The sequence below is a fragment of the Verrucomicrobiota bacterium genome (assembly GCA_021294815.2).
Lineage (GTDB): Bacteria > Verrucomicrobiota > Verrucomicrobiia > Opitutales > LL51 > LL51.
Map to the genome: position 1 here is coordinate 668,655 of CP095464.1, position 24,740 is coordinate 693,394.

Genomic DNA, 24,740 nt, shown 5'->3' on the forward strand with positions numbered 1-24,740 from the left:
CTCAACAAGAACAGTAAAAGAAATGAAGAATGGATCAAGTTTTGTTCCAGGGAAGAGTTTTAGTATCAATCAGTGTTGCTATGTTGTCGTCGGGAGGGGCGAGAAATTATCCTTTGTATTTGCCGATAATGGATTGACATCGCGGGCTGGAAAATTCTACTGGGGGCGTCTCGATGCCCGATAGCTCAGCGGTAGAGCAGGTGACTGTTAATCACTTGGTCGTAGGTTCGAATCCTACTCGGGCAGCCATGTTGGGATACTTAAATAAATTTTATAAAGAGACTTGACTTTTGCTTGAGACGGTGGTTACAAGGCCGTCTATGGATAGTAAAGATAGTTTAAAAACTCGGAAGAGTTGTAAATGTTTGCAAAGTGCGCTTGTAGCATCCCTTTTCTGCTTGGCAAGCTTTTTACATGGAGCTGCACCTTTGAGGTCAGCTACGCTTTCGGTTGCTCGGAATACACAGAAAATTAATACCGCTCCGAAGCAGTATAAAGATGTGGAAGTTCAGTCAGGAGTAGATGATCCAAATCGGTTCCACGTAGTTGAGGTTTATGGCGGGAGAGAAAGTGGCTGCGTTTTTGCCTCAGTAATAACGGCGATCGAGACCGAGAAATATCTCAAAGAGCGCTCTGGTATCCCGCTCGTTGTCGTAGACACAGAAAAGACCGACAATCTACGCGACTGCTATACTAGTACACTTTTGTCACTAGTCAAGATTGGGGCGCAATGCATTAAATCGATTGATTTCGATGCGAACGGCAAGCCTCATGCCAAGTTTTCATCGTTTAAATTTGCTTTATTAGATGAAGATGGCCAAGAGACGCTTAGAAAATTCGTGCGTGCATTGGGTGTTGATGGGCTTACTCTAAATGAAGAGACGGAGATTAGCGAGGGAGATTTAGAAGATAGACGAGATGTTTTAATCAAGAAACGAGCAGAACTAGACGCCAAGCAAGCGAAACTAGATGCTGAGAAGGCAGATCGGGATAGGAAATTGCAGGACTTAGAGGCGGGAATAGCTGCTTGGGATGAACGTATCAGAGAGAACCCTAATAACCAACACTCTCAGGATTATACTGATTTTCTGAAAAAAGCAACTTCACTAATGAAGCAGATTGAAGAAGAGCGTACGCAATCAATGAATGAGCAGTTGCAATTGTTAGAGGAAACTAAGATTCATCTACAAAAAGTACAATGGGAAGCTTGTACTTGGTTATGTGATACGAAAGATTTACCATCCGTTCTAATCAAATTGGCAAAAGTTTTAGAAGCCTTGTGTTCCTACGCAAAAGAAAAGATAAAAGAATCCGATGAAGCATATGATGCTAACCGATGGAGTGAGTTTGCCATAAGACAGGCCGAGGACATACGAACAACAGAAGGAATAGGTTCCAACCTTTATGTAGTTTTTGGGATGTTGCCCGCTCCTTATGGAAAGGAAGGTGAATTGTTTTGCGAGCGTTATACCTTAAATGTGTACAACGAAGATCCTCGAAAGCCCACAAGAGTTATCGTCGAGAAGGATTCTTTTTTGGGCAATATTCATATGGTATTAACCGATAGATATTTTTATAAGGAAGGATGTCCGAAGATCGAGTTGAATCTTTTAAGTTGTACTGTAAGTGATCTTAGAGAGCGCGACGGACAAAGATATTATGAGTCGTGTGGACACAGTAGACCTCTCATCCGAAAAGAAGATTGCTGTTGGGTTTTATATAGAGATAAAGACGATGAAGAGGGTGGCATTGCATCGCAGTCCTTTCCCGTAATCGTTAAAAATGATGAAAATTTCGGGGATGATGATAGTGTTCTTAGAAAGAACTATATGGATGCTATCATGGTGCAATCGGAGGGTGGTACTCCTGGTGCGGAGGGTCAGGAAAAATTTTCTGTCATAGGAACGCCAAACTCATTCTCCAAACCGGCCATTCCACTTGCCTTTGAGAAAACTACCAAACTTATAAAAAGACCGATTTTGCAATCTTGCAGCTCTCTTTCGAGTTTTTCGTTCTCTTCTAAGTCTTCGCAAATCTTGATTTTTGTAATATCGTAGCCTTGCTCTGAGTTTCTTGTTCTCTTCTTCTAAGTTTTCGCAAATCTTGACGCAAGTATCGAGATTCCTCTGAGAAACTTTCTCAGCTTGTTTCGCTTTTTCAGTTTGTTCATGCCATGAACACTCTGCAAGTGCAGCAAGCGCAGACTCCCGATTTTTACGAACGCGCAACTGTTTTGAACCAGCATCGGTAAAATAGGAATCTGTTTTTATCCAACGTAACCAACGGAGCCTTACGATCCAACGGAGCCAACGCATCTGTTCACGGACGGTGATTCCATGGTAGAATCGGGACTGTTGTGGCGAGAGACACTTCAAAATTGCTCTTGTCACAGCGTTGCGATTGGATGGATGCTCGAGAACAGTTGGCCCATAGTGCCGTTCAAATTCAAATAACGCTGACGGCGGCGCTGCTCGCACTCGGGAAAAAGTTCCTCCGCGAAATCCCTCACTTGAGCTTCGCCGACCTCGGCACCGCTCCCGTTACTCTGCAAAAGCTCATCGGTTGTTATGCCAATATGCAGGCAATCGATCCTAAACTCGGATTCCAAAGCCTCTCAGAAGAGGTGCTTGAGCATATCCAATCGCAACTGAATCTGATGTAGCAATGAGGCATTTCGAGGAAAAGTTTTTCTTGCCCTATCAGCAGCGGTGGATTAACGATCCCGCGCGATTGAAAATCGTCGAAAAGTCGCGCCAGATCGGGCTTTCGATGGCAACAGCGTACCACCTCGTTCGGGAACATTCCTGCCAAAAGTGCCGGTACGATGCTTGGGTTGCCTCTCGTGACGAGGTTCAAGCGAAACTATTTCTGGAAGATTGTCAGAAATTTAGCCAGATTTTACATGTCGTGGCGCAGTATTCTGGACAAACCGTGATTGCCGCTGATAAGAAACCGGGAGCAATGGCGCTGCGCTTTAGTAATCATCGAGCCATCCATTCGTTATCCTCGAATCCCGATGCTCAGGCGGGGAAGCGTGGAACGCGGGTCCTTGATGAATTCGCGCTCCACCCGAATCCACGGTTGCTGTACGCTGCGGCGTATCCGGGGATCACCTGGGGCGGCAAGCTGGAGATTATTTCGACACACCGCGGGTCGAATAATTTTTTCTATCAGCTCATTCAGGAGATTACACAAAACGGAAATCCAAAAAATTTTTCCCATCACAAAGTAACGCTTGCCGACGCGCTTGATGAGGGATTTTTAACGAAATTACAGGCAAAAGCGCTCCCAGATGACCCGATTCGTGATATGGATGCAGCGGAGTATTTTGATTTTATTCGGCGATCGTGTCCGGATGCGGAGACATTTCGGCAGGAGTATATGTGCGAGCCGTATGAGGATCAGTCGATCTTTTTACCGACAGAGCTTGTGGATGCAGCGGAACAGGAAGCGGATATGCCGCCACAGTCGGACCTCTATATGGGAGTGGATATTGGACGCACCGAAGATCGTACCGTATTTTGGATTCTCGCGGCGGTGGAAACGTCGTTGGTGACAAAAGAGGTTATTGTTCTCCAAAATAAAACATTTTCAGAACAGGAAGCAGTTTTTTACCAATTGCTGGCGCTCCCGAATTTAAGAAGAGCTTGTATCGATCAAACGGGAATTGGACGGCAATTTGCGGAACGTGCGGTTGAGCGGTTTGGAAACTACCGCGTTGAGGGCGTTACGTTTACAAATGCCGTCAAGGAGCAGTTGGCGTATCGTCTGCGCTCCGTGTTCGAAGATCACAAAATAAAAATCCCGGCGAGTGAGGCGATCCGTGCCGATTTACGGGCAGTGAAGCGCGAAAATACATTTACCGGGAAAATCCGCTTTGCGGCCGATCAAAGCGAGTACGGGCATGCCGACCGTTTTTGGGCTTTGGCACTAGCAATTCACGCTGTGGGCAACGTTCCTGCAACAACTGAATCCTTTTTTGTTAACATACCGAGAAACCATGAAAACATTTTCTCAAATTTCCGACGCACGAATGCAACACTCGATGCGTGCGCGATTTAATCCGATCAAATCACTGACGCCGGATTCGCTCTCACGGATGCTCGACGAGTTCGCATCTGGTTATCTCCACTCAACAGCGTTGGTTTGGGAGGCTATCGAGCATCGCGATGACGTCGTCCAATGCGTTGTCTCCAAAAGAAAAAAATCCGTCGCGCGGCTTAGTTGGGAGATTTTGACCGTAGACCAGTCTGCTGAGGCGGTTTTACAAAAACAGGCGCTCGAGTACTTTTATAACAACCTGTCGGCGACTAATGCGTTTGATAAAAATGAACAGGGCGGCGTTGCACTACTCATTAAACAGATGATGGATGCCGTTGGGAAAAAATACGCGGTTCATGAAATGGTTTTTCAAACACAAGATGCACTCGATATTTTGCCATTTCCTCGGTTGACAGCGACGTTTCGCTTCGTACCCCTCTGGTTTTTTGAAAATACAACGGGCCAATTGCGATTTTTGGAAAGTGATTACGCCCTGAGCGGAATTCCTCTGGAAAAAGGGGCGTGGATGATTACCGTTGGTGAAGGGTTGATGGAGGCGACGTCGATCGCGTACCTCTTTAAACATCTCCCGTTACGTGATTGGTTGGTTTATTGCGAGCGAAATGGGATGCCCGGTGTCAAGGGTGTGACGAATGCACTCCCAGGATCGGCCCAGTGGGAGGCCGCACGTGACGCGGTTGCTGATTTTGGTGCCGAGTTTAGTGCCCTGATGTCGCAGGGAACCAATATCGAGGCGATTGATTTGTCGACCCGTGGCGATTTACCGTATCCCGGAATTGTGGACCGGATGGACCGCGCGATTGTTGCACTCTGGCGGGGATCGGATCTATCGACACTCTCGCGTACTTCAGGTGCCGGGGCTTCCCTGCAAGGCGATGAGGCCGCAATATTACTCGAAGATGACGCGCAAATGATCTCGGAAACCCTCAATGAGCAGGTCGATGGCCAGATTATTCGCTATCTATTTGGCGATGTGGCGCAGAAGGCGTATTTTCGACTGGTTACTACGACTTCGGGAAATCCTGCGGATGAAATCTCGATTTATCGGGCGCTGTATGAAATGGGGGTGCCAATCGCGATCGAAGATTTGAGGGAAAAATTTGGCCTCTCGACGCCGAGTGCCGAGGAAAGCGTTTTGCAAAAGGCATAGTATGGAAAAACAATGGCTGAAATTAGTGGATTATGGTGATTATCCACATGCAGACGGTGTCCAGCGGGTAACTTACACAGCGGCGCTTGAGATGCAAAAACGATTCCGTTCACTCCGCGCGCGTCTCGCACGAAAATTTGGCGGTATCCCCGTTTATATCGGACATCCCGACGATCGGCATTTTTCGCAACTCCCAGGACATAGTGATACGCGCTCATACGCTTGGGTTCAAGATCTCGAGGCGCGCGATGATGGTATCTGGATCTTACCGAAGTGGTCAACCGCTGGGGAGGAAATTTTACAAAATGCGTTCTTTAAGTTCTTGTCACCGCGCTGGGAAACAAAACGCGAAAATGGGTTTCTCACTCCGATCCGTTTAATTTCTGTGGGGCTTACCAATAATCCCAATATTCCTGGAGAGGCAATTGCAAACCAAGAACCGCAAGTGTGTCCGGAGGAAAAGGAAGATATTGAGCTGCAAGCATTTCTGGAAAAAACCTTAAATATCCGCTTTCAAGATTCTGATTGGAAAGAACAAATCGCGCAGCTCGGGGCACATGCCGAAGCGATTGAAGCGCTGAAAGAAGCGAATAAGGACCTCCAATCCGAGTCCGACCGATTCTATAAATTAGCGTGCGAGCAGGAACAAAAAATCAAAGAACTAACTGCTGCACTTGTGGATGCTAAGATCGCCTCTGGTGAGCGTTTCGCGAAATTTGCGCTCGATCGTGGCCTTATCCAGACTGCCGAAGTCGACGAGTGGAAGGAACGCTATATCGCAGACCCGAAAGCCGCGTCTAATGAGCTGCTCGGACAGTCGCAGACGCTCAATACGCATTCAAAGACAGAACACCTGGAAAATCGCCACGAACCGACCGATGCGCAAACCCATATTTTGAAACGTGTCCGGGAGCGGATGCAAATGACGGGAGAGGATTATACCGCGGCGTGGCACTTCGTTCGGCAGAGTACGCCCGTGTTGTTGTAAATAAAAAAAGAGATGGGAAAAAACAAAAACAAGATGCCCTAAGGCACACTTAGATCGCGCTTTTGCTCTAATTTTATGGATACTCAAATCCTATCAAATGTGGCATTGGGAACGCATGAAGATTGCTTGACCAAAAATGCTCAAACCGCGTTGACCGCGTACCGATTAGTTAAAATTGATCCCTCTAACGGTGATCAAGTCATGTGTGCGGGGCCGAATGACTGCGCTTTTGGTGTTACAACCGATGAGGCACAGGCCGGCGAAGAGGTCAATATCGCACTTCTCGGATGTTCAAGCACGCTGAAAATTACCACTAGCGGTGCCATTACTTCGGGAGATCTATTGATGCCGGGTGATAACGGTACCGTGAGGTCAATGCCAACGGAAGAAGGTCAATATATGTGTATTGGGATTGCGTTGTCAGGGGCTGCAAGTGGTGGTACTGTCGAGGTGCTTACGTCCTTCCCTTCGCAATGCTCTGTAACTGCTTAAACGTTTTGGATTTTTACTTATGAATACCTATGAAGTTTTGCCCAAAGATGACGGTTTTCAGGATTGTGGGACGGTGTGTGCGGCAAATGAGTCGCGTTTTACTGCAGCACATTATTCAGAGCCTCTCACCGCTTTTACCGTCGGATGGAAAGATCGAGAAGAAATCGAAGAAGTCTTAAACTTTATCGCGCCAGTTGTCCCCGTTGCACGACGTTTTGAGTTTAAGATCGCCGACCCTAACGAGGCTTTCTTATCGGAGACCGACGATATTCGTTCCATCGGATCTTCGTTTAAGCGCGTTGAGTTTACCGGTACCTCTGTGACGTCCAAGACATACAACAAAGGTCTAACTGTTCGTGTCGATCATGATGATGTTGCCGGGGACGACTGGCGGGAACGCTATGTACAGCTCCTGCTACAACGCCTCTATCGCAATGAGTTACGTCGGGCAATATCCGCTTTAGCTGCGAATGCTGTATCGGTTAAGGAGCAGTATAAGTGGGGAACGACTGGAACACCCAATCCGGATGCGGATATCCGCGCCGAACTTGAGGCCGCTACCGATCTGACCGGGATACGTCCTAACCGAGTGATTATCGGAGAGGGCGCTTGGGATATGCGTTCCAATTCCTATGATTGCCAAAATAACGCAGGTGCAAACCGCTCCGCATCGTTGACCCTAGAGGAGCTCTCACGAAAGCTGTTTGTCGACGAAACCCGTATCATTAGTGCGCGGTACCAATCTGGCGATGTCAAGCAAGAGACGTTCTTAGGCAATACAATCTACACCTTCTTCACCAATAACAAAATTATGAAAGATGAACCGGCCAACATCAAACGCTTTGTAACGCCGGTCGACGGAAGTTCTCCGTTCCGTGTGTATCTCGAGGAACATAGCAAGTTCAGCGATATCACGGTCGAACATTATAGTAATATCGTCATTACCTCGCCAACGGGTATTCGGAAGCTTGTTGTGGCGGCAGCATAAAACCCAAAGTGCTATGGCCTTCGTGGCCATAGCCATCAAAAAAATGATTACGAATTGGATTAATGTTACAATCGAAGACCTCTATACTTATCTCGCAGCCCCACAGGTCGAAGCATTACGGCGTTGTGCGGTCGCCAAATCCCAACCTGATCCGGTAGCAGATGCGATTCAAAATGTCGTGCTGAGTATTCGTGCTTACATTGTGAGCAACAAACGGAATGTCTTGAGCCAATCGCCATATGCGATCCCACCGGAATTAAAAAGTGATGCCTGTGTACTGATACTTGAAGTTGCACAGCTACGGATTCCGGGTTTTCGGCTTACAAGTGACCAGGTCCGCCTTGTTGAGGACGCACGTGGGAAAATGCAAAAAATTGTTAGCGGCGAATTTGTCGTATCACTCCCGAATGATCGCGCTATGGAGCCCGAAAAGGCGATGGAAGTTGTCGCATCACGCCGGCGAGTGATTACCGGAAAAACCTTGGAGGGATTTTAAAATGGGGCAGCCGTTAGAAGGAATTTTGGAACAACTGCAGGAGCGCGTATATGACGCATTACGGGCACAACATGATCTCCAAAAAGTTGCGATTGCGATGCGAAAACGAAGCTCGCTCGAATTATTTTGTGAGCAACTCATACAACAAGGTTTCGGTGAAGGAATTTTTATCGATGCACCATTGCCGAAAGCCATCGTTTCAGGTGTTCCTGGACCAGTCTACCGGGAAATCGCCTTCGTCGTCCAAGTGATTGAAAACGTTGCGACCAATGAAAGTGGCAGTAGTGGGATGTTGGTTGCGGAAAAAATCGCGCATCAGCTACACCTCCGAGAATTTGTATTTGGCGATCAATCTTGGATCGTGAGCTGCCGTGAAAAAGACCCCTGGCAGTTCGAGGGCGATGCGTTTAAAAATACTATCACGCTTCACTTTGCGACGATGTACTCCTTTTAACGCACGAGAAAATGAAAATTATTTGGGGAGAATGGGAATTGGCACGTGGAGCTGCGTATGGAGAAGTCCCACAGGATCTAAAAATCTCAGGCCAACGGTCGGTACAGCTGTTAACGACGGTCCGTGGGGAGACCTCAAAGGCACTGAACCGCGGCAATCTATTGATGAATTTAGAGTTCCGTGTACGTAAAAAACATCCGACGGCGGAAATTGCTCAAGAAGATGCGCTGCGCCATGCCTCGGAATTAAAAACCGAAACCGCAAACCTGATGCTCGTCGGTGAATCTGGGAAAACCACATTTCAGCTGAAAGATGCTGTGATCGCAAACATCATATCCAGCAGTAACGGCAATATCGCAGAGCATTTTTATAAAATTGTCGGAGGTCGTGTGTGTACCACCGAAAGCGCAAACAGTTCTTTTTAAGAAAAACAGTATGGAAACCATAGAACGTAGTGTAGTCCGCGTCGCTCTCGATGTGTTGTCATTCGATGCGCCGAAAGATGTTATCCGAAAGCAACTTGTACAATTTTGGCGCTGTAATGATCTCGAATTCCAAATTGGAATTTTTCGCAATGAGATGCCAGTCGATGTCCGTGATTGGGATGCCATCTATCTCTCGATTCGAGAACTCGACCAGGGCAATCCGCCATCGGGAGGTTCGCCAACATTGATGCTAGGTTCGACGCAATATCTGGATTCTACCGTGACGCTTGAGACGTGGCAAAGCGGAGCACAACAACACGCAGTTATTACGTTTTCCTCAGAGGGAAACGCCCTCGAGGCGGGAGAGTATTGGTTGAGTCTGTGGGCTGTAACGACAGCACAGAGGACTGTCACATTGGGCTCGGGAGTGTGTAAAATTCTTGAAAATGGTGGCGTTTCAACAACACCGCCAGAGCCCAAAGATGTCTATTACACCGCCGAGGTTTGTGACCAGCGATTTGCATTTAAAGGCGAAGGCGGTGAAGGGGGAACAACAGTCGTTTCAGGCCTTCAACAGAAAGACCTCGATCGGGCACTTAAGGATTACTATACCGCTACCGTCTGCGATCAACGGTTTTCGCGCAAGAGCGAGGTTGGTCCGAGTTCGGGATTACAACAAAGCGATCTCGATACTGCGCTGCGGAATTACTACCTAAAAACGGAGATCGATACCCAGTTGTCTTCTTATGCCAAGCACAGCGCCCTGGACAACTATTACACCGTGGCAGCCTGTGACGCCAAATTCCAAAATTATTATTCGAAAAGCGAAATTACGACACAATTTGTACCCTATGCCAAAACTTCCGATATTGCGAAACAGCTCAATCTTTATGCAACGCAGGATCAATTAACAACGCAGCTGCAAAATTACTATACGTCTACGGAGTGTGAAGAGCGATTTGAGTTGAAAGGAGAGGGTGGAGGCGGCGGTGAAATCAGTCCAAAAGAGAAGGGAAGTTTACTTCTTGGCGACGGCGAACAGGCGGTAATTCTCCCCGCGGGAACAGTGCAGCAGGTTCTTGTTGCGGACCCGACAAAAACACTCGGTGCAGCATGGACAGATTACCCCTGGCATCGCATCAGTGAGTACCAAATAACCGATGCCGTTCCCAATCTCGTCTTCGAAAATAATTTTGATTTCGGACGTTGGTGGCACTACCGGCTCGATTTCGATTTTTTAGAGACATCAATCGTTGGAACTCAAGTGCGGATGCAGTACGGGTACGATCAAAACGGCAGTACAATCTGGGAAAACAACATCAATGAGTACTGCTTTAGCACGGCCGATTTCGCCGGAAGCGCTGGCCGATATGCCGCCTACACCTTCCTGTACGGCTATTTTGGCTTCGGTAATGAGGAAAAGTTTTACCGCAACGATGGAGGTTACATTCACGGTAGTGTCGATTTTTGGAATGATGGAAATGCCGCACATCGCGTCTACGCCCAAGCACGCACCAATAGTTTCCGTATCGCCAATGACACACCAGTGGCGACTGGAGGTATTTACAATTTTGTCTATTACAACGTGGGTGCTCACGTCATCAGTGCGTTTAAATTGATGCCGGCGGAAGGAACGTTCAAAATGGGGAGGTTCGCGCTCTATGGAATTCGCTGAGATGGAATCGTTATTGTCGCATCTCGAAGCGCTTGTAGAGGAATTACAGGAACGTTTGAATGCCTTGGATAATGTCGTGGATGCGGAAATGGAGTCCTTGCAGCTTCAAATCGATAATTTGAGGAATTAAGATGTGGTTTTTAACGTACCAAGGAACACGCAAGTGCTTCGAAGACTGGGGTTTGAGCGGTGTTATCCGAAAATTAAAGAACCAATCCGTCGATATTGTTACTGTTCGTGTCGCGGGAAATACGGCCGATACTCCACTGCTCTTTTCGGCGAATGAAACCATTCAGATTGATCGCGATGGGTCGTATTGGTTTACGGGGATTGTGACGAAAACGCCGGTGTATGGTAGCGCTCAGGAGGGTTATCAAGAATACACTTTTTCAGGACCTTGGTGGTATCTCGATCACATCATTTATCAACAGACCTGGAAGGAGGCCGATCTTGAAGATCCGGAAAAACTCAATGATATCCGAAAAAGCCGACTGATTTTAGGGCAGGATCATAAAGGAAATCCGATGACAATCGGTGCCCAAATTGCAGAGATTATCGACTATGTGAATCAGGTTTTTGCTCTTCCCGTTATGGCGCTATCCAGTGAGCTCGACCTGCCCGTCTATATTCCTTTCGATGAATGCCACGACCTCTCTTGTGCGGAGGCGATCAAACGTTTGTTACGTTGGGTACCTGATGTGATCGCATTTTTCGATTATTCGGAAGCGGTACCCATATTGCATTTTCGCCGTCGAGCGCAATTGCCCCCTGTGTCGCTAGATATCGAGGAACTACACGCGTTCCAGCTGACGCCCCGTTACGATTTACAGATCCCAGCCGTTGTTTTGAAGTTTGAAAAGACGCATCGCAACAATGGCCAATCATGGAAAACGCTTGATGTCCAAAAATACCCGGCGTCAGCGACGGGGTGTGAACCGCAGGCACTTGTAATGACAATTGCGTTGGAGGGGGCCGAGTCGACCTATATCCGCCAAGAAGTTGAAACAGAGCCAATCCAAATGAGTAGCGCGACATGGTGGAAAAAACATCTTCCCGGATTACAAGCGGTCGACAATCTCCGTATCGAAGAGCCCACGCGCGAAGGTTCGTTGCCCAATGAACTCATTTCGGGTTCAGTCGCGAATTGGATGAATTGCCAGGTTCATCGGGAGACCGTAACTGCTAAAGTTTCTTACGAAACGGAAGACGAGGCGGTTTCGCGTCGTTTGGTGGCGGTGAAAATTAATGCAACTGATGCGACGAGTAAGACTTACCGCAGCCTGGTTTCTTTTACCGGCGAAGAAACTGTGCCGGATCAATTGGCGGAACAGGTTTATCAAGGCGTTTCGGTTTTACACTATGAAGGGAAGATCGTCTTGACACAGCCTGAGGTCGGAGGCGATTTTTTAGGCAAAACCATCAACTTAACCCACGGTCGCACAGAATGGGAATCGATGAATGCCGTGGTACAAAGCGTCGCCGAATCGGTGGATACCGGGACGACAACCATCATATTGGGCCCGGCGAAACACCTCGGCCCTAACGATCTATCGGAGCTTACGAAGTCGAACCGCCGGCGTACGCGAAGCCGTAATTTTCATACCCGAAGCACGGGAGAGGCGAGTGGGAGTGCCTGTGTCGAACAAGGGCGGTTTGGACATGTCGAGAACTCGGCTTACGGTTCCGGATGTTGGCAAAAAATGACCTTTAGCGATACCGAAAATGTAGAGCGTAAGATCATCATTGATGCCAGTGAGCTTGAAAAAGACGTTGTTGTACGGCTGCGCGAGGAAGACGTTAGTGACTCCGGTGTTTTGAAAAAACGTTACTCGCTCGCGAGTGATCCCTTTGTGGCAACAGAATCATGACGCGCTTTACGCCCTTTCTCTGCCGCGTCACCCCGTACGGTACGCCTTTTTTTGTTCCACTCGTAACCAATGACGGCATCACATCGATTTTAAGCGGGTTGGATGCAGATTCGCTTTGCCGTTGCTATTGGCTTTTAGAACGCGTCGATATCCGTTACCAAATGACATTTAGTGGATCAATTATTTTAGAAAACGAACTCTCGATCGGTGGCATGTACGCAACACCGCCCATTCGGCGGCTTCTTGGCATTCCCGAGCTCAATGCTTCGATGATTCATGCACTTTATGGTGTGTATTCAGAAGGAAAAATCGATTTCTCGACAGTTTACGCACAAGCGGACCAACAATACGCCGTGCGCTTTGATTTTACCGTCTGTAACGCTGATGAACCCAAAGAGGAGAGCAATTTTCTGCTCTCATTCTACCGCAGTGCGGGGGCGAGTGATCGACGTAACCGCTGCAAGACGCGTAACTTCAGCTTTTTGGGGAAAACGTATACCGCCTACCTCAACTATAACAGTTCTGTTTGGGCCGATACTGATATCTCACTAGACAGTTTTTCGCTCCAAACGGTCTTTTTTGAGAATCCGCAAGAAGCGAGTTAAGAAATTAGATCTCCAGTCTCATTGCGGGATGTTTTACCTTTACGTCGGCATTGATCGGGAGCTGATCGATATTCCGCATCCAAGCGACTTCAATTTGCGCTTTTTCCTTAGTTTCCTTGTGGAGTTTTTCCGCATTCGGCGCGTGGCTATTTTTACCATCTTTGTCGGTGATGACAATGTCTTGGGTGTGTCCATCGACAATTAAACGGAGCGCACAATAATCTGGCTGACGTGCGAGACTGTAGCGCTTACGGACATCGCCGGGAATAAAGAAGTATACCGAGGCCAATTCGTTGTTTTTGAGACAGATACAGGTGCATTCGGAGCGCATGAGCAACATCCTTCCTGAAGGAAGACACCCATTGAATCCAACATAGAGGCGTATTTTACAATTGTCGGCCCATTCCTGACCCTTAACAAGGGCTTGTGGTTTGAGATCAATACGGACCTGTCCCCATTTCTTCATTGCGATCATGAGCCGACTCGTATCAAACTTGACGCGTTCGATATCGATTCTCGACGTCGCCTGAAAGTTGCTCGGCTTTTGAGCATCCGGTAAAATATTGGCGTCGACGAGCTCTTTTTTTGCCTGCTCTGTAGGTCCCGATAACATTTGCGACATTTCGCTCACTAGTGCCTTATGTTCTGCTGGAAGAGCTTCGGGCTGTGGTAGGATTTTAACCGCTTGAGCGTCAATCTGAGAATCCGATTTAGCCTCGTGAACGACTACCGTATTTGTTTCCGTTTGTAGTTGGTTTTCGGGATTTTCGACTCCATAAAGCGCACACGGGGCGCAGATGCACAAAAATTGGAGACAACGGCCAAAAAAATGGGTTTCGTTCATACGATGGAGATTTTAAAAAAATAATGATTTACTTCAAGTAATTTTTACATAGCATGAACAGCATGTCGAGGTTGAGTGAAGTAAAGCAATCTAATGCAACTTCATATGCAGATATGAAGGCCCAAGAGGTAAAAAAAGTTGGCATTCCACCTTTACGCCAAGAGATGGAGATGTCACCACTCGAACGCGCACAAACCAAGGATCAGGACTTTTTTACCATTAATCATCCGGCCGCGCTACAGTTAGATGCCAATGTCGCGGCAAAGCAGTTGATCGGCCTTGACGGGTTACCGGAATAGGCGCTTTAATTGCGCATTGCATTTACGAAAGATCCAACATAGTTGGGGTACATGTACGAAATCGTCGAGCACGAGGAGCTCCACATTTTTGAAGATCTTTCTGTGGTCCATGTGTGCTGTTCCGGAATGTGGGCACTGCGCAGTCACGTCGAGGATTTACAGGAACTCGGCGATTTAAAATCCGTCAAACAAATCATTCTGGATGCCGACAAGATGGTAAAATTGAGTTCGGCGTTTTTGATATTTTTACAGCATCTTCAGCAATTGTCGCAAAAAGCCAAAATCCCATTGGTGACAACAAATCTGCCGAGTGGGGCGCAAAAGATTTTTAATCTTCAGCAGGCGCAATTACCGCAGCAGGCGAAAAAGCCAATGCCAGATAATTTTTTTTACCAGGTAGGCGTAGAGGTCATGGCGCAGAGCCGAACGTTTTACCAAGCGCTAAAGTTTTTCGGCCAGGTTCTAACCGCTATCAGCCGTGCGGTGGTCCGTCCCTCACTCCGTATCTGGGCACGTGTGATCCCATTTTTCCAGTCAACGGGTGTTGAAGCGCTGCCGGTCGTAACGCTGATCAGTGCACTTGTGGGGTTGATTATGGCGTTTGTGAGCGTCGTGCAGCTTGAGCGCTTTGGGGCGAGCATCTATGTTGCAGATCTCGTTGCCCTAGCGATGACGCGTGAAATGGGGTGCTTGATGATCGGTGTGATTATCGCTGGCCGAACGGGGGCCGCTTTTGCCGCAACCATTGGGAGTATGCAAGTCAACGAGGAGCTCGATGCGCTGCAGACCTTTGGTATCGATCGGATTTCTTACCTCGTGTTACCGCGAGTTGTCGCTTTGGCCCTGATGATGCCGTTACTTTGCATTTTTGCAGATGTGATTGGGATCTTAGGTGGGATGTTTTCGGCGCTACCGTTTATTCCCGGAAGCATGACACAGTACCTGGCGGAGACAAAAAAGGCCCTCGGCATGGGCGACATTTTGTTAGGCTTGATTAAGAGTTTCTGTTTTGGGGGAATTATTGCCGGAATTGGTTGTTTCCAAGGTGCATGTTGTGGGCGTAATGCGACGGCAGTCGGACAGGCTTCGACGACAGCCGTTGTTCAAGGAATTACCTGGATTATTATTGCCGATGCGATCTTTGCCTTAATAACGACAGCGTTAGGGATTTAACAGACGATCAAGGTGTGGTCGCATAGCCGGTATGACTGATCCAGCAGTTGTGTGAAAGCCAGGTTGTGGGTAACCAGCAGTAGTGCCGCATGGTTTTCTCTGCAGAGGTCGCGAAGCAGTGCAATGACGTTTCGCGCGTTGGCCTCATCGAGGTTTCCCGTTGGTTCATCGGCAATTAATATCTGAGGATTAGTAATGAGCGCTCGAGCGATGGCAGTACGTTGGCGTTCTCCGCCAGAAAGATATTCAGGGATTTGGTTTGCGCAATGTGCGATTCCCAGCTGCTCAAGAAGTTGTTGGCTCCGGATTTTATCGGCCTTTTCAATTGGATTTTTGAGAATACGCAGGGCAAAAAGTACATTTTCCAAAACTGTGAGCTCGGGAATAAGGTTCGCGCTTTGAAAAACGAAACTCATAAATCCACGCCGTAAAACCGCTTTTTGATTGATGGAATCGCGATCAATTGGGCGATTTTTCCAAAAAATATGACCGCTCGAGGGGCGTTCAAGCCCACCGATGAGATGAAGTAATGTTGATTTTCCCGATCCCGACTCACCTGTAATGCTCACGGAAATTTCAGGTACAATCTTCAACGAGACAGACTGCAACACCGTGAAACTTCCCTTCCCCTGAAAGGGGAATTGTTTTGAGACATCTCGAAGTTCAACAAGGGCGTCCACGCAAAAGTGGCTGCTTGACCAGGATTCGAACCTAGACAAACTGAACCAAAATCAGTTGTGCTACCATTACACCATCAAGCAACGACTTCCCAGCAGAAGAAAAACCTCTGCCAAAGCAAGCTCGGAATTTGCTCTAGTATCGTTGTTGTTGTGTCGGCATTTCAAAAGGATCTTCTTTGAGCCAATCGGCGTCCCATTTAATGAATCTATTTTCTTTTGGCACTTCCGGAAGCTTGGGATGACGGTTGATCCGATACCTTTCCTCTTCCGGACGTGTTGTGTCGTTCCAGTCGGACAGGGCAAGGTCTTGTAACTTTTCTAGAATTTCTATCGCGGAAGGACGATTGTCAGGGTTAGGGTCGAGGATACCGATAACAATATTTTTGATTTCATTGAGAACAGGTTCAGGATAAGCATTATGTGCTTCCCCGTTTTCTCTCATTTCTTCGTTTAGAGAGTCGATTATTCCTCCTATAAACTTCGACCGCGATCCATCGGTATCATTTAGAAAATTTGGATCTCGCATCTTTTCCACATAATGGGAAGGTTTGGGTGACAAACCGCCTGTTTTTTCCCAAAAGTTGGCTTTGTCTTGTTCGTAGCCCCGTTTACCAAACAAACAAGTCAGGATAACATTCGAAGAGCAATAGATATCGTAGGATGCTCGTGCTTGCTTATTTTGAGGAATAATTTTTTTAAATTGGAAGTAGGAACATGATTCTGGAGGGCAGTTACCGCTGCAACCAACATCCGAGAGTCTGTTACCAAACTTAGTTAGCGAACCTAAATCTATGACCTTAAGCGCACCATCTGGCGACCAAACAACGTTTTCTGCCTTGATATCGCGATGTATAAACTCCAGTGTGTGCAACGCAACAAGGGCCTGGCCAAAAGCAGAGAGAGCTTTAAGTACTTCTGGCAGATTCCATGGGAACCCTTGTTTGTCGTAAACCCTGCGATTTCCACCATGTGTGGATTTTTTTAAATCCATACCTGCATATTCTTGGATAATACCACCATTTTCTGTTTTTCCAACAACTGGGACAATGGCCCCAAGTCCTAGGAGTAAGCCGTAAAGATTATTCCCTTTATAAGCTTTGATGAATGTATTCGCACTCTCCGCTAATTGCTCGATTTTTTGTGCTTCATCTTGTAAAATGTTTTCCAAATAAGAATCACCCTCTTCTACTGGAAATTTGATGATGAACGGCGGATTGTTGTTACTCTCTTGGTTGTTCTCATATGCTGTTGCGGCTTGGGCAAATCCTCCTTTTCCAATAATTTTGCCTAAAAAAATCTTTTGACATTCTGTAAGGTGCCTTCCTTGTATTAAATCTCTAATGAAATTTGCGTTGATTTTGGCATTTGGCTGTATTAAGTCACTCAAGCTGGAGGCTTTTGTTACCTGATAGTGGATGGTCTGTGACTGTGCGTTGTTGTGTATACCGCTGCTTGGCATAGTATTATCATCTGCAAACACTCCGGGACAGAATGCGCTCAAAACAGAGAACATTATTATCTTTGCCTTTAATTTATTGTTCTTTCCCATAACCTTTTTTATTAGAAAGATTGTAGAAAGAATAAATTAAAAGTAAAATTAAATTTAAAATGATTTATAAAAATGTTAAAATATTCCAGTTAATTGTTATTTTTTCCATTTTTTTAAAGTTCAATTTTATATTTTCCTTCGTGCCAGTTTCCTAGGGCCATTTCTTGTAGGTCGTTCAAAAGCGTTGCGGCAGGGGAGTGATCGTCGGAATTGAGATTGGTAATATTGGCAATAAGGTCGTGCTTGATGTAATCCAGGACCGGTTCTGGGTATGCTTCGCCACTTTTGTCAGGCCATATCCTGATTGAGTTCTTCAATTTTATCTGCCCAATATTTCAATGGGTTGCCGACACCGCAATCCTGAGTGTTTTGCTCGCTTATTGTTGATATACAGTCGATGAATGGAACGATTTTCCCTTCCTCGTCGAATTGGGGTCGCAGGCATTCTAGATTCGTCCCAAGACCTTTGCTGCCGAATAAGCAACCGAGAATAATACGTATGGAGCGGTACATGTCGCAGGCTAGGTGTGCCAAGCGATCCTTAGAGATGCCGATCCGATGGCCGTGAAATGTTTTCAGTCTCCCTCTTTTATCACACGCGGTGATTTTCCTTCCGATTTTGGTTAAGAAACCGAGATCGATAATCTTTATCGTGCCTTCTTTTGTGAAAATGACATTTTCGGGGCCTAGATCGCAGTGTACATAGCCCAGAGCATGTAGTGTTGTAAGTGCATGAAGAAAGCTACATAGTGCCTGAAGTGCTGCTTGGGGGCTTTGGGGAAATCCGTCTTCGTTGAAGAAATCATGATCGTTGCGGGTGGCTTCCTGTAAATTCATACCGGTGTATTCCTGGATAATTTCACCGTTTTTTGTTCTCCCAATGACGGGTACAATGATTCCAAGCCCCAGAAGTTTTCCCCAGAGATCGTCCTTGTTATCGGGATCTTTGACGTATTGGTTCACGCTACAGACCATTTGTTTGCTACGCAAAAATTCATTCGACATTGCATGGATCGATTTTCCTTGCTGCAGATATTTTATGACGAATGTGTTTCCGTTTTGATGCGCTTTAAAAACGATACCAAAACCGCCTTCGTCGATCTTTTCTCCTTGGATGATTGTTCCTTCCTTAATATTGAGTCCTTGTAGAAAATGTCTGACAAAGTTTTCCGTGAGCAGTGCATCTGGATTTTCTTCGCTTTTGTAAGCGATCAATTCCTCTAAATTGGCAATCCTATTGACATCAATGGTAATAATTTGGGCTTTACTGTCAGTTGTATTGCTACTGCTGCCGCTCGCAAATGCTGTTGAGCAAAGTGCGCCTAAAATGAAAAATACAGATACTCTTGCCTTTGATTTTTTGTTTTCCAACCTCACCATCCCCTGGGAAAGGTTTATAGGAATAATGAAACAGAAGTGAATGAATTATGAAATTATTTATAAAAACGATATAAGATTTACTTCCCAATATCCCAGTTTAAACGCATCGTTTCTTGAAGTTTTTTGAGGATGTCTTCTGCAGAGAGGCGATTTTTAGGGTCGGGTTCTGTTGCTTTAATGAGTATTTCTTTAATGATACCTAAAACATTGGGTGGATAGTTCTTATGTGGTGTGCCGTCAGGACCGGGTTGCCCCATTTCTTCGTTTAAAGCATCGAGCATATCCCCCAAAAATGTTGTGCGAATGCTATTGGTATCGTTTCGAAAGTCTTTCTGTGCGATGCGCTGTACGTAGGGTGGGGCATTTTCTAAAATCTTTTCATCTTTTTTGGTGCCTTTGCCACGGTTAGCACGCCGCCTTCGGAGCGTGAGTTTGTTCGACGGTAATTCTCGGACGACCTTTTGTGTATTGCAACAAAAGCACCGGCAGTCCGCATCAATTCCCTTATCTCCAAACAGACCGACCAGAAGGACACCCGCCGAGCTGTAAATGTCGTAAGCCGTTTGCGCATCACCGATTTTTTCGATTTGGAGCTCTACCGAATAAAGCGTTTCCGGGGCACCATTACGGCTGCGCGTTGTGATTTTTTCCCCAATGGGCGTCAGGCCACCTAGGTCAATAATTCTTAGCAAATTATCTTTCGTAAAAATAATATTTTCAGGCTTAATATCACAGTGAACGTATTGGAGCGCGTGTAACGCTAACAGACCTCGAAAGAAGACACGCAATGCCTCCATTGCTGCCCGTGGATCTCTGGGGAATCCTCGTGCATCATAAATATCACAACGGCTTTCAGTGATAATAGTATGAACCGCTTGACGGAATTGCTCTACGGCGGCGGAGTCTTCGAGGCCGCCAAGTTGTTGTTTTATGGCTTCATCAACGACAACGATCAGATTTTTTTTGACCGTTGGCCCAGATGAGCCCTCCAAATTTTCCTGAACAACTTTGTAAACCACACCATCCAAGGTGTCCCGCGCATCGGCATCGATCGCATCGCTTAAAATTTTCCCAATGGCGTGGGTAATTTGTGTTCGTAGGCGTTCCGCAGTTGCAAATCCTGATGAAACGAGCAAATTGGCGCCGTCGGCGTATTCTTGAATAACACCCCCCTCAGGAGTTTTCCCGATAACCGGTACGATGTACGGAAGTCCCGAGAGCTTGGGACAAAGATCGTCGGGATTGGGGTTGTCGATGAGTTTGCGGATACTTTCGAACATTGCTTGGGTGCGATCATATTCGGCCTTCATGCCGCGGGTTGCTTTTTCCGTTTTAGGCTGTTTGATAATGATCCAAACCCCATTGTGTTTGGTTTTGAAAACGGTACCGAAGCCGCCTTCGCCAATCACCTCACCGGGTGTAATATCCGTCGCGTCATAATGTATTTTTTTAAGGAAATCCTTAATAATATCCGCCGTGGGAACCGTTTTGGAGTGTATCGTCTCATTGGGCGCGATATCAACAGTCTGTAGACCATTTTTATGAGCAAACGTTATGGGAAAAAGAGCATTCCAAAGGGAAAATATAAATAGCTTTATATGATTCTTTCCCATAACTCCCTTCGTCGGGGAGATTATAAGGCTGTTGAATTTAAAGTAAATATATTGTTATTTATTAACAATGTACATCTGGAGCTGGCAATGGATTGTCAGGCAATTGCCGTAAATACGATGATGCTGATGTGTTTGTGCGATACAGATATAAAAAATTTTTAGCGGTTTTCCAAAAAGCCGACTTTGCGGTAGACTTTGGAGAGCATCTTGTAGGCGAGGGGTTGAACGGTTTCGGCACCACGCTGGACGACCGACAATAAGTAGTTTTTATCATCCTTAATCGCGTGATACTTTTCTTGGACCGGTTCGAGGAGCTGAATGATTATGTCGGCAAGCTCTTGTTTAAATGGCGCGTAACCCTGATAGGTCTTAAAGTGTTCCGTTGCGTCATCAACGGTCATCCCGATGGCGGCGCAGTAGATGTTCAAGAGATTAGAAATTGCTGAGCGTTCGGGATCAATTGCAATCGTATTACCCGAATCGGTAACCGCAGCGGCAATTTTTTTGCGAATGATGTTGGGTTCATCGGTAATATAGATCGTCGCATGAGTATCGGGATCGGACTTCGACATCTTACGTGTGGGATCCTTGAGCGACATGACGCGCGCACCCTCTTTTTTAATCATCGGTTCCGGGAGCGTAAAGGTCGGCGAAAATGTGTTGTTGAACTTTTCCGCTAAGTCGCGCGCAAGCTCAACGTGCTGCTTCTGGTCCTCTCCTGTGGGAACGTAATCCGCGTTGTAGAGCAAAATGTCGGCAGCCATTAAAACCGGATAATAGAGGAGCCCCGCGTAGATGTTTTCGTGACGAGCGGATTTGTCTTTAAATTGATGCATTCGCTGTAATTGGCCGAGTGGTGTGAGACACCCTAGAATCCAGGCAAGCTCAGTATGGCCTACAATCTGCGACTGGATAAAAATTGTACAGCGCTCGGGATCAAGACCACAGGCGACATATTGCGCGACACAGTTGAGGGTCGCATCGCGGAGCTGTGCCGGAACCTGAGGGACAGTAATTGCGTGCTGATTGGGGATAAAAAAATAACACGTGTACGCATCGAGCATTTTTTGCCAATTATGCGCGGCTCCGAGAAAATTACCGAGGTGAAGCTTCCCCGTCGGTTGCATGCCCGTCAATACAACTTTTTGCGCCGCGTCCATGGCCGTCAATCCTGGTGCATCGGAAAAACTTGGCAACTAATTTTACAATAAAATCTCAATAGTCGTCATTTTGTGATTGCAATTGAAATGAGAAGGTGAGAGGATGCCAGAAATAGGTGAGAAGATCGGTGGTAATAACGAATCTGTTTGCGAAATTATAAATTAAATTAAGAACATACTCATGCGTTGGGCTACAGCGAAATTCGATAAAACTCGGAATTACGGCGTTCACAAGATGTACGTCGACCGTGCTTATCGTTACTGGCGCGGCCGTATTCTTTATGCGCTGATTCTTGGGTACGCATCATTCTATATCGTGCGCCAAAATCTGAATATTGCGGCGCCGGAGATGCTCCAAGAGTTTGGGAGGACCAAATCCGAGCTCGGTGTGTTATTTTCCTGTAACATGCTAGTTTACGGTTTGGGAAAATTTGTTAGCGGGGCGCTTTGTGATCGTTCGAATGCGCGTTACTTCATGACGTTCGGGTTATTAGGGGCGGCGTTGTGCACGTTGTGTATCGGCCTTTCCCATTCACTCCTTGCACTCGAAATACTCTACGTGGCGAGCGCGATGTTTCAATCGATGGGTTGGCCTCCGGTTTCCAGGCTTATGCGCTATTGGTATTCTCCAAAGGAATTGGGTACACGGTGGGGGCTTGTGAATGCGTCTCATCAGTTGGGCGGTATGACGATTCTCATTGGCGGTGGTTGGTTACTGGAAACTCTTGGTTGGCGTTCGGTCTTTATTATTCCAGCATTAGTGGCATTAGTCCTGGCTGGGATTTTATTTGAGCGCTTAAGGGATACACCGGAGTCGTTGGGATTGCCGTCGATCGAAGTCAAAGAAGGGCTTATTCGCGAAAGTTGGTACACAGCCGGCGAACGCGTGACGTTCCGGGAAATTTTTCTAGAGCATATTTTGCCGAACAAGATGCTGTGGTGTGCCTGTGCGGCAAATTTCTGTGTTTATATCGTACGCATGGGATTTTTGGTGTGGGCGCCGACCTTTTTACGGGAAGCGAAGGGCGCAACGGTAATCATTTCGGGTATTCAATCCGCGGGATTTGAGTTAGCGGGGGCTTTTGGTGGTATGGTTGCCGGTTGGATTTCCGACAGGGTGTTTGAAGGACGACGCAATGCAGCGGCGTTTTACTTCATGGTTGGACTTATCGTGTTACTCTTCCTGTTTCGAACGATTCCTGGGAATTCTTATGCCCTGAACTCGGCATTTCTCTTTCTGATTGGATTTTTTGTTTGTGGTCCACAGGTATTGGTGGGAATCTCCGGTGCGGAATCAGTTTCGAAACGCGCAGCGGCTGCGGCAAACGGATTAACAGGGACATTTGGATATCTGGGTGGCGCATTTGCTTCTTACGAAATTGGGCGAATTGCAGAAAATCAGGGCTGGGATGCAGTGTTTTTATTTTTCGCTATCTCTGCAGTCATTGGATCTTTCTTCTTTATTTTGAATTGGCGGCAAACTTCGCAAACGGCGGCCCGCGAACGCCAAAGCGCGGCTTCGTAAAATGCGCTTGCATTTCACTTAAAAGACGGTTGGATAGCACGCCATGGAGTCCTCAGAGGAGAAAAAAACATCAACCCCTTCGCCGCTCAGTCTCGATTGGAACAACGTCGAGGCGTTGTCGCAGTACGTTACCGGCACAGGGCGGATTTTGCCGCGCAAGTATACCGGGTTGAGTGCCCGCCAACAGCGCCACATTGCCCGTATGATCAAGCGTGCGCGCTGTATGTTGCTCATGAAGTAACCGATGGCGGAAATTTTGTCGCCTAGCGAAGCCTCATTCGCAAAGGTTTCAGAGGCGTTGACGCTTGGAGACGTTGTAGCATTACCAACCGAGACAGTTTACGGTCTGGCTGCAATTATTAGTGATGATGCAGCCCTAAGGAAGATCTTTGAAGTCAAGGGGCGGCCATCGTTTGATCCGCTGATTATTCATGTCTTAGGTTTATCGTCCCTCTTGGAGCTTGTCGACGTTCCTCCAAGTGTTTTTTCGAAGTTACAGGCCTTAGTCGACGCCTTCTGCCCGGGGCCCTTGACGTTTGTATTGCGAAAAAAAAAGAGCATTTCGGATATCATTACTGCAGGTAAGAAAACTGTTGCGATCCGTATCCCGGCGCATCCCGTGTTTCGCGAAGTTCTCCGTAGGGCGGGACCGTTAGCAGCTCCCAGCGCGAATCCATTCGGTTATGTTAGTCCGACGAGAGCGGAACATGTTCGACAATCCTTGGGAGATAAGATAAAATACATTCTCGATGGCGGTCCCTGTTCGGTGGGTGTAGAGTCGACGATTCTCGATTTGTCGTCCCAAAAATTAGCAATTCTTCGTCCGGGAGCGGTAACCGCTGAAATGATTACCGATGTTTTAGGAGAACCGGTTACCCCTTGCAAAACAATCGCGACGACCGATCCCTCGGCACCGGGAATGTTGATACGACATTATAGTCCCAAGACACGCCTCCGGTTATTTCAAAATCCAGGAGAACTAAGGGCTCTTTTAGAGCAGAATTCGGGGTCGCGTGTAGCGATCGTTTGTTGCACTCGTTCAGAAATGGAACATTTTTCTCGGGCGATTGTCCTAAAAAACAGTGCCCAACCGAAGCAGCAATGCTTTTGTTTGAGCGAGACAGGGGGGCTTGCCGAGATCGCGAGCCATGTTTTTGATTGCCTACAGAAACTCGATGCGATGGGCTTTGATTCTATTTTTATGCAGACGCCTCTCAAGGAAGGTTTGGGCATTGCCATCAACGATCGTCTCGCGCGGGCAGCGGCGAAGTTTCGCGCTTAAAAGTTTGTCTTTGTCGTAAGGACGTCTACAAA

26 protein-coding genes and 2 tRNA genes are annotated in these 24,740 nt (G+C 47.0%); 20 read left to right on the plus strand and 8 right to left on the minus strand.

Annotated features, from left to right (window positions below):
• Positions 1 to 22 precede the first annotated feature (22 nt).
• The 15 genes from LW808_003160 (at position 23) to LW808_003230 (ending at position 13,203) form a co-directional block, all read left to right on the plus strand.
• Positions 23 to 184 (plus strand): hypothetical protein, encoded by a 162-nt coding sequence (locus tag LW808_003160; GenBank protein UPA28278.1) that lies wholly within the window; start codon positions 23 to 25, stop codon positions 182 to 184.
• A tRNA-Asn gene (locus LW808_003165) sits at positions 175 to 249 on the plus strand. Before LW808_003160 ends, LW808_003165 begins: the two co-directional genes overlap by 10 nt.
• Before the next feature lie 71 nt (positions 250 to 320).
• Positions 321 to 2,057, plus strand: coding sequence for a hypothetical protein (locus tag LW808_003170; GenBank protein ID UPA28279.1), 1,737 nt, complete (start codon positions 321 to 323; stop codon positions 2,055 to 2,057).
• Positions 2,058 to 2,404: 347 nt separating this feature from the next.
• Positions 2,405 to 2,662: a hypothetical protein gene (locus tag LW808_003175; GenBank protein ID UPA28280.1), complete on the plus strand. Its 258-nt coding sequence runs from the start codon at positions 2,405 to 2,407 to the stop codon at positions 2,660 to 2,662.
• 2 nt (positions 2,663 to 2,664) lie between these two features.
• Complete coding sequence (locus tag LW808_003180) at positions 2,665 to 4,062, plus strand: terminase family protein (protein UPA28281.1); 1,398 nt, start codon at positions 2,665 to 2,667, stop codon at positions 4,060 to 4,062.
• Entirely contained in the window at positions 4,046 to 5,212 is a 1,167-nt protein-coding gene (locus LW808_003185) for a DUF935 domain-containing protein (protein UPA28282.1), read from the plus strand. The genes LW808_003180 and LW808_003185 overlap by 17 nt, the downstream gene beginning before the upstream one ends.
• Before the next feature lies 1 nt (position 5,213).
• Positions 5,214 to 6,200 carry a phage protease gene (locus LW808_003190; protein UPA28283.1) on the plus strand — a complete coding sequence of 329 codons (987 nt, stop codon included), beginning with the start codon at positions 5,214 to 5,216 and terminating at the stop codon, positions 6,198 to 6,200.
• 75 nt (positions 6,201 to 6,275) lie between these two features.
• Positions 6,276 to 6,692 carry a DUF2190 family protein gene (locus LW808_003195; protein ID UPA28284.1) on the plus strand — a complete coding sequence of 139 codons (417 nt, stop codon included), beginning with the start codon at positions 6,276 to 6,278 and terminating at the stop codon, positions 6,690 to 6,692.
• Positions 6,693 to 6,711: 19 nt separating this feature from the next.
• On the plus strand, positions 6,712 to 7,680 hold the full coding sequence (locus LW808_003200; protein ID UPA28285.1) for a hypothetical protein: 969 nt from the start codon (positions 6,712 to 6,714) through the stop codon (positions 7,678 to 7,680).
• Positions 7,681 to 7,723: 43 nt separating this feature from the next.
• Positions 7,724 to 8,176: a hypothetical protein gene (locus LW808_003205; GenBank protein UPA28286.1), complete on the plus strand. Its 453-nt coding sequence runs from the start codon at positions 7,724 to 7,726 to the stop codon at positions 8,174 to 8,176.
• A 1-nt stretch (position 8,177) separates the two neighbouring features.
• Positions 8,178 to 8,630, plus strand: coding sequence for a hypothetical protein (locus LW808_003210; protein UPA28287.1), 453 nt, complete (start codon positions 8,178 to 8,180; stop codon positions 8,628 to 8,630).
• An 11-nt stretch (positions 8,631 to 8,641) separates the two neighbouring features.
• Positions 8,642 to 9,055 carry a hypothetical protein gene (locus LW808_003215; GenBank protein ID UPA28288.1) on the plus strand — a complete coding sequence of 138 codons (414 nt, stop codon included), beginning with the start codon at positions 8,642 to 8,644 and terminating at the stop codon, positions 9,053 to 9,055.
• A 10-nt stretch (positions 9,056 to 9,065) separates the two neighbouring features.
• Complete coding sequence (locus LW808_003220; protein UPA28289.1) at positions 9,066 to 10,730, plus strand: hypothetical protein; 1,665 nt, start codon at positions 9,066 to 9,068, stop codon at positions 10,728 to 10,730.
• 131 nt (positions 10,731 to 10,861) lie between these two features.
• Positions 10,862 to 12,598 carry a hypothetical protein gene (locus LW808_003225; GenBank protein ID UPA28290.1) on the plus strand — a complete coding sequence of 579 codons (1,737 nt, stop codon included), beginning with the start codon at positions 10,862 to 10,864 and terminating at the stop codon, positions 12,596 to 12,598.
• Positions 12,595 to 13,203, plus strand: coding sequence for a hypothetical protein (locus LW808_003230; protein UPA28291.1), 609 nt, complete (start codon positions 12,595 to 12,597; stop codon positions 13,201 to 13,203). The genes LW808_003225 and LW808_003230 overlap by 4 nt, the downstream gene beginning before the upstream one ends.
• A gap of 4 nt (positions 13,204 to 13,207) precedes the next feature.
• On the opposite strand, the gene LW808_003235 is transcribed toward LW808_003230, so the two are convergent.
• Positions 13,208 to 14,047, minus strand: a complete 840-nt coding sequence (locus tag LW808_003235) for a hypothetical protein (GenBank protein UPA28292.1) — start codon at positions 14,045 to 14,047, stop codon at positions 13,208 to 13,210.
• 62 nt (positions 14,048 to 14,109) lie between these two features.
• Here LW808_003235 and LW808_003240 point away from each other — a divergent pair, with 62 nt between their 5' ends.
• Positions 14,110 to 14,346, plus strand: coding sequence for a hypothetical protein (locus tag LW808_003240; protein UPA28293.1), 237 nt, complete (start codon positions 14,110 to 14,112; stop codon positions 14,344 to 14,346).
• A 51-nt stretch (positions 14,347 to 14,397) separates the two neighbouring features.
• Positions 14,398 to 15,519: an ABC transporter permease gene (locus tag LW808_003245; GenBank protein ID UPA28294.1), complete on the plus strand. Its 1,122-nt coding sequence runs from the start codon at positions 14,398 to 14,400 to the stop codon at positions 15,517 to 15,519.
• Here LW808_003245 and LW808_003250 read toward each other — a convergent pair.
• From LW808_003250 to trpS, 7 genes are all read right to left on the minus strand, one after another.
• Positions 15,516 to 16,199, minus strand: coding sequence for an ABC transporter ATP-binding protein (locus tag LW808_003250; protein UPA28295.1), 684 nt, complete (start codon positions 16,197 to 16,199; stop codon positions 15,516 to 15,518). The genes LW808_003245 and LW808_003250 overlap by 4 nt on opposite strands.
• 7 nt (positions 16,200 to 16,206) lie before the next feature.
• Positions 16,207 to 16,280 (minus strand) — tRNA-Gln (locus LW808_003255).
• Between the two features lie 52 nt (positions 16,281 to 16,332).
• Positions 16,333 to 17,748 carry a protein kinase gene (locus LW808_003260; GenBank protein UPA28296.1) on the minus strand — a complete coding sequence of 472 codons (1,416 nt, stop codon included), beginning with the start codon at positions 17,746 to 17,748 and terminating at the stop codon, positions 16,333 to 16,335.
• Positions 17,749 to 17,861: 113 nt separating this feature from the next.
• Positions 17,862 to 18,065, minus strand: coding sequence for a hypothetical protein (locus LW808_003265; GenBank protein UPA28297.1), 204 nt, complete (start codon positions 18,063 to 18,065; stop codon positions 17,862 to 17,864).
• Positions 18,037 to 19,128, minus strand: coding sequence for a hypothetical protein (locus LW808_003270; protein UPA28298.1), 1,092 nt, complete (start codon positions 19,126 to 19,128; stop codon positions 18,037 to 18,039). The genes LW808_003265 and LW808_003270 overlap by 29 nt, the downstream gene beginning before the upstream one ends.
• Positions 19,129 to 19,205: 77 nt before the next feature.
• Complete coding sequence (locus tag LW808_003275; protein ID UPA28299.1) at positions 19,206 to 20,741, minus strand: hypothetical protein; 1,536 nt, start codon at positions 20,739 to 20,741, stop codon at positions 19,206 to 19,208.
• Positions 20,742 to 20,899: 158 nt separating this feature from the next.
• Positions 20,900 to 21,901, minus strand: coding sequence for a tryptophan--tRNA ligase (trpS, locus tag LW808_003280; GenBank protein UPA28300.1), 1,002 nt, complete (start codon positions 21,899 to 21,901; stop codon positions 20,900 to 20,902).
• A 181-nt stretch (positions 21,902 to 22,082) separates the two neighbouring features.
• Between trpS and LW808_003285 the strand changes: the two genes are divergently transcribed.
• The 3 genes from LW808_003285 to LW808_003295 are packed head-to-tail and all read left to right on the plus strand — an operon-like array spanning position 22,083 to position 24,708.
• Entirely contained in the window at positions 22,083 to 23,426 is a 1,344-nt protein-coding gene (locus LW808_003285) for an MFS transporter (GenBank protein UPA28301.1), read from the plus strand.
• A gap of 43 nt (positions 23,427 to 23,469) precedes the next feature.
• Complete coding sequence (gene rpsR, locus LW808_003290; GenBank protein ID UPA28302.1) at positions 23,470 to 23,667, plus strand: 30S ribosomal protein S18; 198 nt, start codon at positions 23,470 to 23,472, stop codon at positions 23,665 to 23,667.
• 3 nt (positions 23,668 to 23,670) lie between these two features.
• Positions 23,671 to 24,708: an L-threonylcarbamoyladenylate synthase gene (locus LW808_003295; protein ID UPA28303.1), complete on the plus strand. Its 1,038-nt coding sequence runs from the start codon at positions 23,671 to 23,673 to the stop codon at positions 24,706 to 24,708.
• Positions 24,709 to 24,740: the final 32 nt, after the last annotated feature.

What these genes read in the sequence shown, in the direction of transcription:
- LW808_003160 (UPA28278.1), top strand. Translation starts at nt 23, where the DNA reads ATGAAGAATGGATCAAGTTTTGTTCCAGGGAAGAGTTTTAGTATCAAT.
- LW808_003170 (UPA28279.1), top strand. Translation starts at nt 321, where the DNA reads ATGGATAGTAAAGATAGTTTAAAAACTCGGAAGAGTTGTAAATGTTTG.
- LW808_003175 (UPA28280.1), top strand. Translation starts at nt 2,405, where the DNA reads ATGGATGCTCGAGAACAGTTGGCCCATAGTGCCGTTCAAATTCAAATA.
- LW808_003180 (UPA28281.1), top strand. Translation starts at nt 2,665, where the DNA reads ATGAGGCATTTCGAGGAAAAGTTTTTCTTGCCCTATCAGCAGCGGTGG.
- LW808_003185 (UPA28282.1), top strand. Translation starts at nt 4,046, where the DNA reads ATGCGTGCGCGATTTAATCCGATCAAATCACTGACGCCGGATTCGCTC.
- LW808_003190 (UPA28283.1), top strand. Translation starts at nt 5,214, where the DNA reads ATGGAAAAACAATGGCTGAAATTAGTGGATTATGGTGATTATCCACAT.
- LW808_003195 (UPA28284.1), top strand. Translation starts at nt 6,276, where the DNA reads ATGGATACTCAAATCCTATCAAATGTGGCATTGGGAACGCATGAAGAT.
- LW808_003200 (UPA28285.1), top strand. Translation starts at nt 6,712, where the DNA reads ATGAATACCTATGAAGTTTTGCCCAAAGATGACGGTTTTCAGGATTGT.
- LW808_003205 (UPA28286.1), top strand. Translation starts at nt 7,724, where the DNA reads ATGATTACGAATTGGATTAATGTTACAATCGAAGACCTCTATACTTAT.
- LW808_003210 (UPA28287.1), top strand. Translation starts at nt 8,178, where the DNA reads ATGGGGCAGCCGTTAGAAGGAATTTTGGAACAACTGCAGGAGCGCGTA.
- LW808_003215 (UPA28288.1), top strand. Translation starts at nt 8,642, where the DNA reads ATGAAAATTATTTGGGGAGAATGGGAATTGGCACGTGGAGCTGCGTAT.
- LW808_003220 (UPA28289.1), top strand. Translation starts at nt 9,066, where the DNA reads ATGGAAACCATAGAACGTAGTGTAGTCCGCGTCGCTCTCGATGTGTTG.
- LW808_003225 (UPA28290.1), top strand. Translation starts at nt 10,862, where the DNA reads ATGTGGTTTTTAACGTACCAAGGAACACGCAAGTGCTTCGAAGACTGG.
- LW808_003230 (UPA28291.1), top strand. Translation starts at nt 12,595, where the DNA reads ATGACGCGCTTTACGCCCTTTCTCTGCCGCGTCACCCCGTACGGTACG.
- LW808_003235 (UPA28292.1), bottom strand. Translation starts at nt 14,047, where the DNA reads ATGAACGAAACCCATTTTTTTGGCCGTTGTCTCCAATTTTTGTGCATC.
- LW808_003240 (UPA28293.1), top strand. Translation starts at nt 14,110, where the DNA reads ATGTCGAGGTTGAGTGAAGTAAAGCAATCTAATGCAACTTCATATGCA.
- LW808_003245 (UPA28294.1), top strand. Translation starts at nt 14,398, where the DNA reads ATGTACGAAATCGTCGAGCACGAGGAGCTCCACATTTTTGAAGATCTT.
- LW808_003260 (UPA28296.1), bottom strand. Translation starts at nt 17,748, where the DNA reads ATGGGAAAGAACAATAAATTAAAGGCAAAGATAATAATGTTCTCTGTT.
- LW808_003270 (UPA28298.1), bottom strand. Translation starts at nt 19,128, where the DNA reads ATGGTGAGGTTGGAAAACAAAAAATCAAAGGCAAGAGTATCTGTATTT.
- LW808_003275 (UPA28299.1), bottom strand. Translation starts at nt 20,741, where the DNA reads ATGGGAAAGAATCATATAAAGCTATTTATATTTTCCCTTTGGAATGCT.
- trpS (UPA28300.1), bottom strand. Translation starts at nt 21,901, where the DNA reads ATGGACGCGGCGCAAAAAGTTGTATTGACGGGCATGCAACCGACGGGG.
- LW808_003285 (UPA28301.1), top strand. Translation starts at nt 22,083, where the DNA reads ATGCGTTGGGCTACAGCGAAATTCGATAAAACTCGGAATTACGGCGTT.
- rpsR (UPA28302.1), top strand. Translation starts at nt 23,470, where the DNA reads ATGGAGTCCTCAGAGGAGAAAAAAACATCAACCCCTTCGCCGCTCAGT.
- LW808_003295 (UPA28303.1), top strand. Translation starts at nt 23,671, where the DNA reads ATGGCGGAAATTTTGTCGCCTAGCGAAGCCTCATTCGCAAAGGTTTCA.